At 55.0% G+C, this 15,156-nt stretch carries 16 protein-coding genes; 9 read left to right on the top strand and 7 right to left on the bottom strand.

What is annotated here, in order from left to right:
• Positions 1-31 precede the first annotated feature (31 nt).
• The 5 genes from CFB04_RS00155 to trpE all read right to left on the bottom strand — a co-directional run bounded on the left by CFB04_RS00155 (position 32) and on the right by trpE (position 6,065).
• A complete protein-coding gene (locus tag CFB04_RS00155) occupies positions 32-1,558 on the bottom strand; it encodes a glycosyltransferase family 39 protein (RefSeq protein WP_088533377.1) in 1,527 nt (508 codons plus the stop codon).
• Between the two features lies 1 nt (position 1,559).
• Entirely contained in the window at positions 1,560-2,360 is an 801-nt protein-coding gene (gene trpC, locus CFB04_RS00150) for an indole-3-glycerol phosphate synthase TrpC (protein WP_088533376.1), read from the bottom strand.
• An 80-nt stretch (positions 2,361-2,440) separates the two neighbouring features.
• A complete protein-coding gene (gene trpD / locus CFB04_RS00145) occupies positions 2,441-3,493 on the bottom strand; it encodes an anthranilate phosphoribosyltransferase (RefSeq protein WP_088533375.1) in 1,053 nt (350 codons plus the stop codon).
• Between the two features lie 33 nt (positions 3,494-3,526).
• A complete protein-coding gene (locus tag CFB04_RS00140; RefSeq protein WP_088533374.1) occupies positions 3,527-4,099 on the bottom strand; it encodes an aminodeoxychorismate/anthranilate synthase component II in 573 nt (190 codons plus the stop codon).
• 487 nt (positions 4,100-4,586) lie between these two features.
• Entirely contained in the window at positions 4,587-6,065 is a 1,479-nt protein-coding gene (trpE, locus tag CFB04_RS00135) for an anthranilate synthase component I (protein WP_088533373.1), read from the bottom strand.
• A gap of 239 nt (positions 6,066-6,304) precedes the next feature.
• On the opposite strand from trpE, the gene htpG reads away from it, so the two are divergent.
• The 7 genes from htpG (at position 6,305) to CFB04_RS00105 (ending at position 12,270) form a co-directional block, all read left to right on the top strand.
• A complete protein-coding gene (htpG, locus tag CFB04_RS00130; RefSeq protein WP_088533372.1) occupies positions 6,305-8,251 on the top strand; it encodes a molecular chaperone HtpG in 1,947 nt (648 codons plus the stop codon).
• A 121-nt stretch (positions 8,252-8,372) separates the two neighbouring features.
• Positions 8,373-8,753, top strand: a complete 381-nt coding sequence (locus tag CFB04_RS00125) for a HEPN domain-containing protein (protein ID WP_088533371.1) — start codon at positions 8,373-8,375, stop codon at positions 8,751-8,753.
• Positions 8,732-9,058: a nucleotidyltransferase domain-containing protein gene (locus CFB04_RS00120; RefSeq protein WP_088533370.1), complete on the top strand. Its 327-nt coding sequence runs from the start codon at positions 8,732-8,734 to the stop codon at positions 9,056-9,058. The genes CFB04_RS00125 and CFB04_RS00120 overlap by 22 nt, the downstream gene beginning before the upstream one ends.
• A gap of 240 nt (positions 9,059-9,298) precedes the next feature.
• The gene (locus tag CFB04_RS00115) at positions 9,299-9,652 is read left to right on the top strand and encodes a hypothetical protein (RefSeq protein WP_088533369.1); all 354 of its coding nucleotides are present in this window, start codon (positions 9,299-9,301) and stop codon (positions 9,650-9,652) included.
• A gap of 149 nt (positions 9,653-9,801) precedes the next feature.
• Entirely contained in the window at positions 9,802-10,275 is a 474-nt protein-coding gene (locus CFB04_RS00110; RefSeq protein WP_088533368.1) for a GIY-YIG nuclease family protein, read from the top strand.
• Positions 10,276-10,374: 99 nt separating this feature from the next.
• Positions 10,375-10,797 (top strand): hypothetical protein, encoded by a 423-nt coding sequence (locus CFB04_RS17730; protein ID WP_157698677.1) that lies wholly within the window; start codon positions 10,375-10,377, stop codon positions 10,795-10,797.
• A 102-nt stretch (positions 10,798-10,899) separates the two neighbouring features.
• Positions 10,900-12,270 (top strand): glycosaminoglycan attachment protein, encoded by a 1,371-nt coding sequence (locus CFB04_RS00105; RefSeq protein WP_088533367.1) that lies wholly within the window; start codon positions 10,900-10,902, stop codon positions 12,268-12,270.
• 86 nt (positions 12,271-12,356) lie between these two features.
• Here the strand turns inward: CFB04_RS00105 and CFB04_RS00100 are convergent, their stop codons facing one another.
• Together CFB04_RS00100 and CFB04_RS00095 are read right to left on the bottom strand one after the other, a co-directional pair.
• The gene (locus CFB04_RS00100) at positions 12,357-12,599 is read right to left on the bottom strand and encodes a type II toxin-antitoxin system HicA family toxin (protein ID WP_088533366.1); all 243 of its coding nucleotides are present in this window, start codon (positions 12,597-12,599) and stop codon (positions 12,357-12,359) included.
• Entirely contained in the window at positions 12,596-12,802 is a 207-nt protein-coding gene (locus CFB04_RS00095; RefSeq protein ID WP_088533365.1) for a 2-oxoisovalerate dehydrogenase, read from the bottom strand. Before CFB04_RS00095 ends, CFB04_RS00100 begins: the two co-directional genes overlap by 4 nt.
• Before the next feature lie 528 nt (positions 12,803-13,330).
• On the opposite strand from CFB04_RS00095, the gene CFB04_RS00090 reads away from it, so the two are divergent.
• Positions 13,331-14,206 carry a TIGR04222 domain-containing membrane protein gene (locus CFB04_RS00090; RefSeq protein ID WP_088533364.1) on the top strand — a complete coding sequence of 292 codons (876 nt, stop codon included), beginning with the start codon at positions 13,331-13,333 and terminating at the stop codon, positions 14,204-14,206.
• 255 nt (positions 14,207-14,461) lie between these two features.
• Positions 14,462-14,986, top strand: a complete 525-nt coding sequence (locus CFB04_RS00085; RefSeq protein ID WP_088533363.1) for a DUF4410 domain-containing protein — start codon at positions 14,462-14,464, stop codon at positions 14,984-14,986.
• The last annotated feature ends 170 nt before the right edge of the window (positions 14,987-15,156 follow it).

The raw sequence follows: 15,156 nt of genomic DNA, 5'->3' as shown, positions 1-15,156 counted from the left end.
CGCATGGTTAGAGGCATCGCATGGTGGAAACCTACGACTTCAACCGGTATATGCTGTAACTGCCGATCTTCCGTTCGAGCAGATAACGCCTGGACAGAATGTTTTCCATGATTTCCCACCCGTAAGCCCCCCTGCCCCGTTCGCTCACCACAATATGGTGAGGCTTCGCCATCCAGAGAGACCGGTTTATCCTGTAAAGCGCTCCTTCGGGATCGGGAGTCGAAGGGATCATCATGAAGGAGTAGTACGGGTTCGGAGCCCGTAGCCCGGACAGGAAATAGACCTGAGGTTCGAATGTCCATTGATAGGTATAATCACCGGGCCGCGAAGAGGCTTTTATATGGGCGGCAACAGCCGGAGCGGCAACGAAATCGGGTCCCGACGTCTCATACTTCTTCAGACAGACCTCATCCGGCGTCAGGACGAAGTAATATTCGTAGTCGACGTAAGCCCACAGCGCCAGGGCTGCCGCAAGAACCGGGGCTGCGGCATAAAGCAGCCTGCCTTTCCGCTCCCACAGAACCGCACCACCCACCCCTGCCAGAAGCGCGAGGGGAGGTATCAGCTGGATGAAATAGTGGGGAAAGAACTTCCCCGGCATACACACGCCCATGAGAGCCGCAGGCAGAAGCAGCGCGGCGAAAACCCTGCTCCTATCCTCCCCCCTGACGATCATCCGGAGACTCGCCGGCAGGGCGAGCAGGTAGAGGAAAAGATGCTCGCGGTAGACTTCGGCAAATCCCCTCTTCATTATTACATAAAAAAGGCTGAGCGGGGTTTCGCCATAACTGCGGACAGCCGTGAAGTTCCAGTAGACCGCATCCTGCAACGCATCATGCCGCACAAGAAAGAGGGCGAACGCCCCATATAGCAGGATGGGAAACAGTCCGAAAGCGGCCAAGTCCCCGATTGCGCCGATGGCTCGTGATAACGCCCCTCCCCGGCGGCCGTGGGTCGGACGGATCTGCGCATACAGGATAAAGCAGAGCATCAGGGCGACAACAGGCAAGGCCACGGTCTTTATAAACATGGCGCACCCTGCGAAGAGGCCGCTGACAAGGAGGTGGGTTCGCCTGGAGCTTTCCAGCCAGGCCACGAAAAAACAGGCGCTCAGCATCAGGGGGAGCACGAGGAAGGTCTCGCCATTGCTGCTGCTCCCCTGTATCAGTGGACCGCTGGAAAAGAGTGCGTAAAACAGGCCCGCGAGCAACCCGGCCCCATATCCGGCGAGGCGGCGGGCAAGCCAGTAAACGGCGAGAAGCGTTCCCACGGCATAGAAAGCGGTGAATATCCTGATGCCTTCCGAGTTATCGATGGAGAAGAGCCCTATCACCAGGGCATACAGGTACATTATGCCCGGAGGCTTGTTGTCGATGATTTCCTTGTAGGGAATGGCGCCTCGCAGCAGCTCCTGCGCCTGATAGGCAAAGAATCCCTCGTCCCGCTCGAACGGCTCGTGAAGGAATGTCAGCCGCATCGCCACGGCAAGCGCCATTATGACGAGGAGAGCCGCAACTTCCACCCGGGCAGGAATAGCTTTTTCCGGGAAAATCTTCATCTCAGCCGATCAGCTCACGCAGCTTTGCGCCTATATCGGCTTCACGCATAAGAGACTCGCCAACCAGAAACGCCTGTGCTCCCGCCTGCTGAAGCCTGACGATATCGGCTCTGGCATTTATCCCGCTCTCCGCCACCAGCAGCCTGCCGGCGGGCAGCATCTTCGCAAGCCGCGCCGTCGTTTCCAGATCGGTGACGAAGGTGCGCAGGTTCCGGTTGTTGACGCCGATCAGTTGGCAGGAGGTGGCCAGTGCCGCCTCCATCTCCCGCTCGTCGTGTACTTCGAGAAGCACGTCGAGCCCCAGTTCCTCCGCCTGTGCCGCAAAATCCCGCAACTGATCGAGATCTAGCATGGCGGCGATCAGAAGGATCGCATCGGCGCCGAACGCCCTCGCTTCGAAGATCTGGTACGGATCGTAGATGAAGTCCTTGCGCAGAAGAGGCAGGCGTATCGACTCACGAATGAGGGGGAGGTATCGGAGGCTGCCGAGAAAGAAGTGTTCGTCGGTGAGAACCGAAAGACAGGTTGCTCCGTTCGTTTCGTACGTCTCCGCAATCTCCAGCGGATCGAAATCGGGCCGGATGACCCCCTTGCTCGGAGAACCCTTTTTCACCTCGGCTATGACAGCCGTCCAGCCGGAATCTGCAGCATCGCGAAGCGCCCGCTCGAATCCGCGGGGCTGATCTTCCAGATCGGCTATACGAGACTGCAGTTCCGAAAGGGGGGTCGCGGCCTTGGCAGCGGCAACTTCGCCCCGCTTGTGCTCGATGATTTTTTGCAGAATGTCGGGGGTAGAGGTCATAGGTTCAAGGCAGGTTGAGGTTAAGGTTAAGGCTGAGAAACACAGAGTTCCTTAACCTTAACCTCAGCCTCGACCTCTTTCTATAGGTTTGTCATCTCCACAAGTTTTTCCAGCTGCAGCAGGGCGCGTCCGGAGTCTATGGAGTCCATTGCCACTTGCAGGCCTTCCCCCGGTGTCAGCACCTTCCCGGCTGCCGTGAGGGCATAGGCGGCGTTGAGGAGCACGATGTCCCGCTTCGGCCCCTTCCCACCCGACAGTATCTCACGTACGATCACGGCGTTGTCGGCCGCATTGCCGCCCCGCAGTTCCATCATCGAACAGCGCCGCATTCCGAAATCCTCCGGCTTCACGATACCCACGGTCACACCGGCAGGAGATACTTCGGCAATCCTGGTCTCGGTGGTGAGGGTGATTTCGTCCATGCCGTCAAGGCCGTGAACGATGAACCCCCGCTTGCATCCGAGCTTTCGCAGCACATGAGCAAGCTTTTCCGCCAGGTCCTCCCGGTAGACCCCAAGCACCTGGCAGTCGGCGCCGGCGGGATTGGTGAGTGGGCCGAGGATGTTGAAGATGGTCCGGATGCCGATCTCCTTGCGGGGGCCGATGGCATGCTTCATCGCTCCATGAAGGGCGGGAGCGAAGAGGAATCCGATGCCGATCCGGTTGATGCAGCTCTCCACGGCTTCCGGGGTAATGTCGAGATTTACGCCGAGGGATTCCAGCACGTCGGCACTGCCGCACGCGGAAGATACGGAGCGGTTGCCGTGCTTAGCCACCTTTACGCCGCATGCGGAGACGACGAAAGCGACGGTGGTCGAGATATTGAAGGAATTGGTGCCGCTCCCTCCGGTGCCGCAGGTATCCAGGATCGTCTCCCGGTCGAGGTTGATGTCGTCCCGGTCAAGGTCGAGGACGTCCCTGCCGACCCTGATGCGGGTCACCCGGTCGCGCATCACCCGCGCCGCCCCGGCGATCTCCTCCACCGTCTCCCCCTTCATCCGCAGAGCGGTTATGAAGGAAGCCACCTGCGCCGGAGTCGCCTCACCCGACATGACCTGATCCATCACTTCGATCATTTCGGTTTCGGGAAGATCGATCCTCTCGACTACCTTTGCTATTGCCTGCTTGATCATGGCTTATCCCCTTCCATCATTCAGCGGCCTAAGTTACCTGGCACTCATGCGGAGAAAATTGGCAAGAATATCCTTCCCCTGGACCGTCAGAATGGATTCGGGGTGAAACTGTACCCCCCACACGGGGAATTCCCGATGCTCGAGCCCCATGATCTCCCCCTCCTCAACCCAGGCCGTCATCTTAAGGCATTCAGGAAGGCGGGTCTTTTCCACGACAAGGGAATGGTAACGTGTTGCTTCGAAGGGGTTCGGAAGACCCTCGAAGAGCCCGCTTCCATCGTGATGGATAAGGGAGGTCTTCCCGTGCATGAGAAAATCGCTGCGCACGACCCGCCCGCCGAAGGCTGCCCCGATGGACTGATGGCCGAGGCAGACGCCGAGAATGGGGATCTTTCCCGCGAAGTGGCGAATGAGGGGAAGAGATATCCCCGCTTCGTTGGGTGAGCAGGGGCCGGGGGAGACCACGATCCGCTGCGGGGATAGCTGCTCTATCTCCGAAAGGGTTATCCTGTCGTTTCGATACACCGCCACCTCTTCCCCAAGTTCGCCGAAATACTGAACGAGGTTGTAGGTGAAGGAGTCATAGTTATCGATCATCAAAAGCATGGATTGTCCTGTAGCGGCTCCGATCTTCGCGTCATCTCGCCGCCGTCCTCGTCGGGCTCCTTGTGCGGCGTGGCGCTGCCACGCCTCCGCAAGCCCGACTCCGGGTGCAACGATCTGTCGCAAATCTCGAAGCCGTTCGGTTAAAAATTTCAGCCTAATCCCAGTGCCCTAGCGGGATCTCTGATACATCTGGTTGCTCAAAAGCAGTCAGATCCTCGCACCCGCAGCAAGCCCCACGGAGGCGTAGTACCCTCTGGGGCATAAACAGCGCTACGCCGCACACAGGAGCTTGCGAGGACGGCGGGGAGATGGCTGCTTTTAGCTGCGCTGAAACTTCGTTTTCAGCAACCATATAGCAGATAATGCCGGGGCTGCGGATTTTGCGCCGAATTGTCGCACCCGCAGAAGCGACCACGGAGGCGTAGCAGCGCTACGCCGCACAAGGGAGCGACGAGGACGGCGGCAAGACGGCGTGAAAGCCGCAGCCCTACACCAATCCCCGTTCTGCGGTCTCGATGGCTTTCATGACCGCCATCGCCTTGTTCACCGTCTCCTGGTACTCCGCAGCGGGCACAGAATCCGCCACTATGCCGGCCCCTGCCTGGAGGTGCACCTTTCCGTCCTTGATGACAAGGGTCCGGATGGCGATAGCAAGGTCCATGTTGCCGGAGAAGGAGAAGTAACCTACTGCGCCGCCGTAGATCTCCCGACGCTCCGGTTCCAGTTCGTCGATGATCTCCATCGCGCGCACTTTGGGTGCTCCCGACAGGGTCCCCGCAGGAAAGGTGGCACGCACGACGTCGAAAGCGTCCATCCCCTCCTCAAGCTCCCCCTGCACGTTGGAGACGATGTGCATGACGTGGGAGTACCGCTCCACCACCATCAGCTCCGAAACGCGCACGGTCCCGGTGCGGCAGACCCGCCCCAGGTCATTTCGGCCCAGGTCCACCAGCATGACGTGCTCGGCCCGCTCCTTCGGGTCCTCCAGCATCTCCTGCTCGAATGCCGCATCCTCTTCTGGGGTGGCGCCGCGTGGCCGAGTCCCCGCAATCGGGCGAAGCTCGACACGCCCCCCCTCCCGGCGGACCATCACTTCGGGGGAGGCGCCGAGGACGACGGTGTCGTCCAGCCGCAGGAAGAACATGTAGGGGGAGGGATTGAGAGTGCGCAGGACCCGGTAGATGTCCAGGGGCTCCACTGTGAGGTCGCCGGTGAAACGCTGGGAGAGGACGATCTGGAAGATGTCGCCGGCGCGGATGTACTCCTTCGCCTTCTCCACCGCTCCCTCATAGGCTTCCCGCGTCATGTTCGGCGCGAATGAGACATGCCCCGTTGCCGGCACCGCCTGCTGGGCGGGAAGCGGGGTCTTCAGCCGGGCGATGATGGCGTCCACCTTCTTGCAGGCCTCTTCGTACGCCTCTTCCGGGGAACTCCCCTCCTCCATGTGAGCGTTGGAGACCACCTTTATCTTCTGGCTGACGTTGTCGAAGATGAGGATCGTGTCGGTGATGACGAAATAGCTGTCGTAGGCACCGATCACCGCCGGCGTCGACGCCGGCAGGTCCTCGAAGTGGCGGACCATGTCGTAGCCGACGTAGCCGACGGCGCCGCCAAAGAAACGGGGGATGCCGGGAAGCTCCACCGGCCGGAATCGGGAGAGGAAATCGCGGACGAAACCGAGGGGGTCCCGCACACCTTCCACACGCCGCACCACACCGTCCTCGATGATTTCGATATTTTCCCCTTTGGAGCGGATGACCACGGAAGGTGACGCACCGAGAAACGAGTAGCGGGCCCATTTCTCCCCCCCCTCGATGCTCTCCAGGAGGAACGAGTAGCGGCCGTCGTCGATCTTGCGGAAAGCGCTGACCGGCGTATCCATATCTGCCATGATCTCCCGGTATACGGGAATCAGGTTTCCCTTCGCGCAGAGGGAACGGAAGAGGTTCAGGTCGGGGGTATGCATCGCAACTCCGCTTGTTTACTGCTGTTACAGGCACAATGGCCTGCATGTACATAGCACAGGGGGTAGTGAGTGTCAAGAAATGGGGAAAATCAGCTTTTCCCGGCTTCTCAACCACAAAAAGCGGTGATTCGGGCGCGATGCTGAATTAAATTCCCCTCCCCTCTTGCAAAACGGGCCGGCAGTGATTAGGTTACAGTGATCGAATGTGCCAATTAACCTGACAAGGAGAGAACGCAGCAATGACGAAAAGCACCAAACGCTTCGAGACCGAGGTACAGCAGCTCCTCGACCTCGTGATCCATTCCCTCTACTCCAACAAGGACATCTTCCTGCGCGAGCTGATATCAAACGCCTCGGACGCCATCGACAAGGTGAAGTTCGAGTCCCACTCCAACGAGGCGCTCCTGGAGGGGAACAGCGACTGGAAGATCAAGCTCATCCCAGATAAGGAAGCCGGCACCCTCACCATCCGCGACAACGGCATAGGGATGAACATCGACGAAGTCGTGGAGAACATCGGCACCATCGCCCGCTCCGGCACCCGCGCCTTCATGGAGGCGGCCAAGGCGAAGAACCTGGCGGAGAATCCGGAGCTTATAGGCCAGTTCGGGGTGGGCTTCTACGCCTCCTTCATGGTGGCCGACAAGGTTACCATGATCACCCGCAAGGCCGGTGACAAGGGGGCAGGCTGCCGCTGGGAATCCACCGGCGACGGGAGCTACAGCATTGAGGACGCCGAGAAGGAGACCCGCGGCACCGACGTGATCCTTCACCTGAAAGAAGAGATGAAGGAGTACCTGGATGAGTGGAGAATCCGCTCCATCGTCAAGAAGTACTCTGACTACGTCCAGTACCCGATCGTCATGGACATCACCCGCAAGGAGCCGGCCACGGGGGTCGACGGCAAAGTCATCGAGGGTGGCGGCGACATCGAGAAGACCGTCGAGGAGACCCTGAACTCGATGAAGGCGATCTGGGCGCGCCCCAAGAGCGAGATCACCGAAGAGGAGTACGAGGAGTTCTACAAGCACATCTCCCACGACTACGACAAGCCGCTGAAGACCATCCACTACTCTGCGGAAGGGGTGAGCGAGTTCAAGGCGCTCCTCTACATCCCCGCACACCGCCCCTTCGACATGTTCTACCCCGACCGTAAGAAAGGGGTGCAGCTCTATGTGCGTCGTGTCTTTATCACCGACAGCTGCGAACACTTGATCCCCGAGTATCTTCGCTTCATCAAGGGGGTCGTCGACTCCAGTGACCTTCCCCTCAACGTTTCCCGCGAAATCCTCCAGGAAGATGTCCAGATCAAGCGGATCGAGAAGAGCCTGGTAGGCAAGGTACTCGGCACCCTGGCGGAAATGAAGGAGAAGGAGAACGAGCAATACCTCAAGTTCTACCAGGAGTTCGGCCCGGTGCTGAAGGAGGGGCTCCACTTCGACTTCGCCAACAAGGAGAAGCTCCAGGAGCTGATCCTCTTCGAGAGCACCGCCACGGAAGCGGGGAAGTTCGTGAGCCTCAAGGAATATGTGGAGCGGATGCCCGAAGCGCAGAAAGAGATCTACTTCATCACCGGTGCAAGCCGCGCGACGGTGGAAAATTCCCCCCACCTGGAAGTCTTCCGCAAGAAGGGCTTCGAGGTCCTCTTCCTCACCGACCCCGTCGACGAATGGGTCACCCAGAGCCTGCGCGAGTATGACGGCAAGAAGCTGAAGGCGGTAGACCGTGGCGATCTGGAGATCGACAGCGAGGAGGAGAAGAAGGAGAAAGAGGAGAAGCGGGAGAAGGCGGCCAAGGAGTACAAAGGGGTCCTGGACCTGATCCAGGACCAGCTGAAGGAGAAGGTGAAGGAGGTACGCCTCTCAAGCCGCCTCACCGACAGCGCCTGCTGCCTCGTGGCCGACGAGTACGGGCTCAACGCCAACATGGAGCGGCTCCTGAAGTCGATGAACCAGGAGGTCCCCGAGTCGAAGCGCATCCTGGAGCTCAACCCCGATCACCCGCTCATGCAGGTGTTGACCGGACTCTACGAGAAGGACAGCAAGAACCCGCGCCTCAATGACTACTGCGAGCTCCTCTACGATCAGGCGCTCCTCACCGAAGGCTCGCCCATCAAGGACCCGCTCAAATTCACCCGGCTTGTAGCGGAGCTGATGGTTGCGGACGGGAAGGCGCAGCTGGGCTGACCCGGAACTGTTTCATAGTGTAATAAAAGCCGCCCCGGCATTGCCGTGGGCGGCTTTTCTGTGACTGAAGAAGTAAACGTATTTGCTGCATCATTGGTACTTTTGTGATAAAAGCTTCACCATGATCGATATCGGCAAACAGATCAGCTACTGGCGAAACGGAGCCGACGAGGACTGGGCCGTGGCCCAGGAATTAATAGGCCACGGGAAGAGCAGGCATGCCCTGTTCATTGCACACCTGGCGCTGGAGAAGGCACTGAAGGCGCACGTTTGCAGGAGCACGGGGCAGTTGGCGCCACGAATTCACAACCTTGTGCGGCTCTCCGAAATAGCCAGCCTGAAACTCTCGGACCAGCAGATCGACCTGCTGGCCGACGTCAACGAGTTCAACATCGAGGGCAGGTATCCTGAAATGCTTCTGCCCCCTCCGAGTCCTGCCGAAGCTGACGATTACATGGCAAAGATCGCCGAGGTGCTGCAATGGTTGAACAATCAGTTCTGACATCAGTAAGGAAGTATCTGGCTGCGCTCTCTGCACAGGGTATTGTGGTTGAACGGGCGGTTATTTTCGGGTCTCAGGCACGAGGGCAGGCCGACGAGTGGAGCGATATAGATCTTCTGGTAGTATCGCCCCAGTTTGATGACATGAAAGACAGGAGCGAGATCAACCGTCTGTGGAGGATTGCAGCTCGTGTCGACAGCAGAATTGAACCGATACCGTGCGGCTCGCGGCAGTGGCGTGACGATGACTCCAGCGCGATCATCGAGATAGCCCGAAAAGAAGGGAAAGTCCTGGAGGCCGCATAAGGGACAGTTGCTTGTATAAAGCCAAAGCCGCCCCGGCATGTGCCGTGGGCGGCTTTTTTTATTTGCAGCAGTAAACAGCAGACACGAGATGCCCTTAAAGTACACCCAATATAAGCTCCATACAATTTGCAAATTCTTATTCATCAGAAAGTGTGCTATAAGCTCGTGGAATGGATAATCCGGCATATACGTGATTACGATTGCCACACAGTGCCTTGATCCTGTTCCCGGAGGCCTCGAATGCTGAAGTACATGAAGGCGCACAAGCACCTTAAGCCCGGTGAAAACGGAACGCTGCGGTTGGTCGAGAAGTTCGGAGACACCCTTCTGTGCGTTCGCTACCGGTACGACGCCATCAGGGACATCCGAATCAAGACGGCTGAGATCATCGTAGACGAAAGGCCAGGAAAAGGAGTCCCGCGAATCAGGGAAACGGACACCGTCCTGGTACAGGTGCCATTCACAATGAAAGCACTGCGAGACCGGCTGAAAGGGGCTGGCGCGAAGTGGGACCCGGTGCAGAAGCTCTGGCGAGTGCAATGGGGGTTGATACGGGGGGACAGGGAGTTGGTGGAAAGGGTTGTAAGGGAATAAAAGTGTTCGGAAATGTTCCTGATATAAGGAACTTCATCAATTCCTTATATTGGGCATAATTTCCTCATATAGGTAATTTGTGGACTATATAGGGAAACCTACTAATAACTAGTTATGCGAATCAATGAATAATTCACGAGGACTTTCAAATGATCTACGTTCTTGAAACAATCCCCAGCGAACCCATAAAAATCGGTACTGCATTCAGACCAGAAAAAAGAAAATCAAGCTTACAAAGCGGCAATCCGAATAAATTGAAAATCATGATGACGTTCGAGGGTGGCCACGAACTTGAAAATAAAATCCATAAAGACCTAAAAGCTTACAAAGTTGAACATACCAAAGAGTGGTTCCGTCGCGCAGATGAAGTTTTTGCTTATCTGGCAAAATACTTAAATCCAAAATCCGAAGAGCATAATGGTAAAGATTACATAGTGCTTTGGCGCGAAACAGTAGAATCTGAAACTGACTTTTGCCCGTTCTGCGGTTCTCGTCATCAACACGGCATAGGTGATGGACACCGTATTGCACATTGCGCCCCTGGAGAAGACACCTTTACTCGTCAGTCAGACGGTAAAGTGTTCTATCAAAAAGATGGCTACTTTGTTCATACAAAGAACTAAAGACCAGCGCATAACCAGCCGGTTGCACCTGCCCGAAAAACCGCCAGGTGAACCGGGCACCCCGTTGGGCAGATTTGAAATTTGAGGAGGATTTTGATTATGAAGAATTGGTTGGGTTTTATGTTGGTTGTATCAATTTCCCTATTTGGTTGTGGTGAAAACAACACCACAGCCCCTTCAATCACACCACCTTCCCAACAATTGAAAGGAACATATAAGCTTGTTTCGGCAAGTGGCACATACACTTATCAAGATGGAATAATTTCACTTGAAGGAGCTAATTCCATAACAGGAACACTGGTATTAGGGGACGCTTCCTACGATGAAACTTTGGTAATTGATGGTGTAACGTATTCACGGAGTAATGGCTCGTATATCATGACCTCAACGAATGGGCCTGGTGAAGGCAATATGGCCATGACTTATCCAAACGGTGCCAGCACTTTTATCATAAATTTCGATGACTTCAATTTGGTCCTGACGGGTAACCCCAATTGCAAATGGCAAAAAGTGAGTGACTGAGGGTTTAAGACGGAATACCCCATAATGCCCAACTCGCGGCGGCACGCGGACTTCGCTTCGCTCCGCCGGTGCGCCTTGTGACGTTGACCCATGGAGAATGAAATGCAAGAGATAAAAATCCAACCTCTTGATCAAAAACGTTTCAACGCTTTTGTAGGGGCTACACGAAGCCCAGCAGCCGCCTATGTTAGCTATGAGATCGGTTGGTACGCGAATGAAGAGGAGACAGTCCTTGGCGCAGTCCTTGTTGACACCGTAGATGATGATTACGTCGGGGTCGTTCTAGGTCGCGATGAAGGCGGACGATTCCGTGCGATAGATTTGCAATGCTCGATATCAACCGAGGCAGAGGCAACAGATTGGCTGCACAGAGCCATGAAGTGGCATACATCAGCAGGCGCAATGTTTCCTCAAGGTGACAAAAAAGAAGGTATTGATCTCTTTGCACCAGTAGTCCCAATACAAAAACAACATCCATATTTCACAAAGCTTAATAGTGACAGATCATTTACGCCCGCCAAGGCGATGATTAATGAGTACATGCGACACCTTTCTGACATAGACGGCAACTTTGTTGAGCAGTTTCAGTCGACTGGTTTTGATGCAAGGCTTTGGGAACTTTATTTATTTTGCTATCTGAAGGAAGAAGAATTATTCATCGACCGCACCCACTATGCTCCAGACTTCATCGTGACCAAGTATGGGAAGGAAGTAGCCATAGAAGCTGTCACAGTTGGCAGAAAAGAAAATAACCCGCCAAAGTACCTGCACACAAAAAAGAATATGTATGATCAACTTCTCCGAGATATTGAGGAAGAGCACAAAAATGCCATGCCGATCCGGTTTGGCAGTCCGCTGTACTCAAAAGTTAAGAAAAAGTACTGGGAATTGGAACATGTGAAAGGACGCCCCCTTGTTTTTGCTATTGCCGACTTTCATGACGACCAGTCGATGCTGTGGAGCTCCACTGCACTGATTAATTATTTGTACGGAGTCAAACATGACTATCACTATGATGAGAATAAAAAATTAGTCATTACACCAACGCCCATTGCCACGCATAGGGTAGGAGAGAAGGAAATCCCGTCGGGGTTCTTCTTCCAGCCGGATTCCGAGCATGTTAGTGCAATAGTAACCTCAGCGAGTGGAACAATATCCAAGTTCAACAGGTTAGGGAAACAAGCTGGTTTTGGGGATAAAGATATCATCATGATCAGACAAGGAACGCATCACGATCATAACCCTGACGCGTCCCTTCCAAAAATGTTTAAATACATTGTCGATGAAAAATCAGAGGAGACTTGGGGAGAGGGCGTTTCGATGTACCATAACCCAAATGCAATTCATCCAGTCCCAGAAGAACTCTTCCCCTCAATTGCACACCACCATTTCAAAGAAGGTCAGATTGTTAGTAATTTACCTGAATTCTTCGTGTACGCATCGGTGACACTTAACCTTCGCTCGCAAAAGTAGCGGGGGCCAACTTGCGGCGGCACGCGGTCTACGCTTCGCTCCGCCGGTGCGCCTTGAGACGTTGAGAGACATAAAAGAGAACGAATCTAAGAAAAGAGTAGATCCAGAAGCTGGTCGCGGGTCAGTTTGTGGTGAGCTTCTATGTCAGAGAGAATTGCAGCGAGAGTCCCAATCTTTAAAGGATTGTGGGCAGGAACGGTGATGTGATGTTCGCCGTTTTGGGATGTCGAAAGGCGAATATGACTGCCCGTCTGACGGGTAACTTTATAACCAAGTTCGCGAAGGGCCTTGGCAAGGTCGTTGCCAGTGACGTCGCGCGGCAATTTCATACAGCGAGAACTTCTTCATGAACAAAATGGAGACGGATCATTTTGGGGACATTGTCTTCATCAAAGTGACACCTGACAGCGTCCCTCACATTCAAATGAAGTTCCTCAAGACTTTCGGCCTCTGTGAAAATTGACTCCCCGAGGGCCTTAGCCGTAAATCCGCCCTCCGGCGCGTCCTCTACAAGAAAGAATACTTCATTCATGGGGCGCTCCTTTTTCAGGAAATATATCAGAGTGTTCTCCTGCAAGCAAGAAGAGGCTGCAGCCCGAAAAAGAAGATCTCAACAGGCCCTTGGACACCGACCGGGGCTGAGAAGTGCCCCGGCGCGGGTCAACCGCGCAAGCCGTTAAACCGACAAAGGCCTGTTCGTCTTTCCCTTTGACGCTGTGCACCCGGATTTAATCTGAAAGCGGCTTAAGCAGCTTCGATAACAAGCGCATAGGCCTGCACGGTCGTTTAAATTTCGGACCCGCTTTTTCAGAAGATAGCCCGTAGAGAGGGAGAAGTCCTGGACGCCGCGTAACCACAGCCGGCACTTCACCATGAGACATATCAAGAGCCGCCCCGGCATATGCCGCGGGCGGCTTTTTTTCGTCCCGTCACAACAGGTTAGCCTTCACCACTGTTGGGTCGATGCAAGATTACCGTCATGTTACCGATACATATCTAGCAGGCATTGCCATTTGACCGTGGCGGGAGTCAACCATCTCCGTTTTACCGAAAGCGTTCCATGAACGAATTTCTCCACATCATTTCCGGGCCGCAGTCCCTGGTGATCTTCCCCCTGCTGACAGCCTGCGGGATCATCGCAGGCAGACGGATTCTGAAACGGGAACGCCCTCTTCCCGCCCCAGAGGCGTTCCCGCCGGAAACCGTCGCAGCTCTGCGGGGGGATTGGCAACTGGTTCTAAAGACGGCCCTTTTCAGGCTCTGGCGGCAAGGAATCATCGAAATCCTGCAGGAGGAACGGGAAAGCCGGTTCCGCAACAGGACCTCGGAACTGCGGCGGGCTGAAGGGGCACTCCCGCCGGCGGAGGGGCTGGAGATGGCGGTGTGGCAGTTTCTCGAGAAACCCCGCTCCCCCGAGGACTTCTTCAGCAGCAGGCTCAGCACCCACGCCGAAGCGTCACTACGGCAGGCGCGCGCCGAGTTGGAGCAGTGGGGGCTGACAAAGAGCGACGAGGAGCGGAGACGGACCTGGATCGTCTTTGCAGCCGTCTGCGCTGTAGTCCTGGGGATCGGCACCCTCCAGTTCGTGGCAGGAATCGCCCTCGATCGCCCTTCTGCACGGCTCTTCACGATGCTTCCCCTCTCGCTTCTGGCGATCTCCTTTTTCCTGAAACCCACCTCCCCGGCCACCCCGCTCGGCAGACGGTACCTCGTAGATCTGAGGATGCACTACGGTTCTCAGGTGGAAGCCGAACGGAGAAATGAAGCGAGCGGCATCGGCCCTGTCTACGCATACGCAACCTTCGGAACCACCGTCATGGCCGCAACGCTACTCTACGGCCCCTTCTTCGATGCCTTCCCTGCGGCCAGCAACGACGGATGCAGCGGGGGGGACAGTGACAGCGGCTGTGGCGGCGACTGCGGCGGTGGAGACTGAGATGCAAGGTGACAGGTCGTCTCCTTTTCCCAACGATTTCGTGCCCGATCACCGCGCTTGAGAAATTTATTGTAGATTAATTGCAAAGTGACGAATTACATCAAAAGCATCTAAATGAAGATAACTGGTAGCATGCACAAGCATTACTTGTATGGATATGCATACACATACGCATAGATCCAGAACTTAATTATTCAATATGAGTTGGGCGGGATAAAACACCTTGCCAAATAAAACAAAAGGGAGAAATTAACTATGTTGTTAAAAATTGCAAAAATCGCAGTATTACTTGTGTTGCTGGCGTTTGTTTCGGCATGCACTTCTTCTGGCACCTTTACAGTGAAGCAACAGCTGGTTGAGCCTATAAACAACCAGAAGTCAGTGTCTATCGTGGTAAAGTCGGATAAAGTACCTGAAGGAGAAAAAGAAGACGCGGCAACGGCTTGCCGTTCATTGAAGGAGAAATTATATTCCCGTCTCGTTTCTGAAGGTTTGTTTAATTCCACAGTATTTCATCCCAACAAAGGTGACTACAGCTTGGAAATAGATGTAACCGGCGTACGACTTGTATCGAGCACTGCCAGAATAATGTTGGGCATAATGGCAGGTGCCAGTGGCATTGAGGCTAATGTGTTGCTAAAGGACTCAACAAGCAAAGTGTTGACTGATTTCAAAGCAGATGGCAGTTCTGCTAATCACCCACTTTCATCTGAAAGCGGGTTTGATTATGCAGTCAACCAACTTGCCGATCAGATAGTCCAAGCGCTGAATAAGAAGTAGTCGCTACTATCCTGAATTAAAAGGAACGCATCCCCCCATTAAATAAAGCGGATTGGGAAATAGGGAAGCGTACTTATTCTCCCTGTGCGACTCGCTCCTAATGCAGCAGCATGCAACGCCCCCCGAAATGAGCTTCGAATCACTGCTGTCGTTTTTCAAGCAGTGAATGC

Origin of the sequence: Geobacter sp. DSM 9736 (assembly GCF_900187405.1) — a bacterium.
Taxonomy (GTDB): Bacteria; Desulfobacterota; Desulfuromonadia; order Geobacterales; family Geobacteraceae; genus DSM-9736.
Note: the sequence above shows the minus strand (reverse complement) of the source record. Positions and strands in the feature narration are given on the sequence as shown.

Bases quoted from the DNA above. Each gene is read 5' to 3' on its own strand.
- CFB04_RS00155 (WP_088533377.1), bottom strand. From the start codon at position 1,558: ATGAAGATTTTCCCGGAAAAAGCTATTCCTGCCCGGGTGGAAGTTGCG.
- trpC (WP_088533376.1), bottom strand. From the start codon at position 2,360: ATGACCTCTACCCCCGACATTCTGCAAAAAATCATCGAGCACAAGCGG.
- trpD (WP_088533375.1), bottom strand. From the start codon at position 3,493: ATGATCAAGCAGGCAATAGCAAAGGTAGTCGAGAGGATCGATCTTCCC.
- CFB04_RS00140 (WP_088533374.1), bottom strand. From the start codon at position 4,099: ATGCTTTTGATGATCGATAACTATGACTCCTTCACCTACAACCTCGTT.
- trpE (WP_088533373.1), bottom strand. From the start codon at position 6,065: ATGCATACCCCCGACCTGAACCTCTTCCGTTCCCTCTGCGCGAAGGGA.
- htpG (WP_088533372.1), top strand. From the start codon at position 6,305: ATGACGAAAAGCACCAAACGCTTCGAGACCGAGGTACAGCAGCTCCTC.
- CFB04_RS00125 (WP_088533371.1), top strand. From the start codon at position 8,373: ATGATCGATATCGGCAAACAGATCAGCTACTGGCGAAACGGAGCCGAC.
- CFB04_RS00120 (WP_088533370.1), top strand. From the start codon at position 8,732: ATGGTTGAACAATCAGTTCTGACATCAGTAAGGAAGTATCTGGCTGCG.
- CFB04_RS00115 (WP_088533369.1), top strand. From the start codon at position 9,299: ATGCTGAAGTACATGAAGGCGCACAAGCACCTTAAGCCCGGTGAAAAC.
- CFB04_RS00110 (WP_088533368.1), top strand. From the start codon at position 9,802: ATGATCTACGTTCTTGAAACAATCCCCAGCGAACCCATAAAAATCGGT.
- CFB04_RS17730 (WP_157698677.1), top strand. From the start codon at position 10,375: ATGAAGAATTGGTTGGGTTTTATGTTGGTTGTATCAATTTCCCTATTT.
- CFB04_RS00105 (WP_088533367.1), top strand. From the start codon at position 10,900: ATGCAAGAGATAAAAATCCAACCTCTTGATCAAAAACGTTTCAACGCT.
- CFB04_RS00100 (WP_088533366.1), bottom strand. From the start codon at position 12,599: ATGAAATTGCCGCGCGACGTCACTGGCAACGACCTTGCCAAGGCCCTT.
- CFB04_RS00095 (WP_088533365.1), bottom strand. From the start codon at position 12,802: ATGAATGAAGTATTCTTTCTTGTAGAGGACGCGCCGGAGGGCGGATTT.
- CFB04_RS00090 (WP_088533364.1), top strand. From the start codon at position 13,331: ATGAACGAATTTCTCCACATCATTTCCGGGCCGCAGTCCCTGGTGATC.
- CFB04_RS00085 (WP_088533363.1), top strand. From the start codon at position 14,462: ATGTTGTTAAAAATTGCAAAAATCGCAGTATTACTTGTGTTGCTGGCG.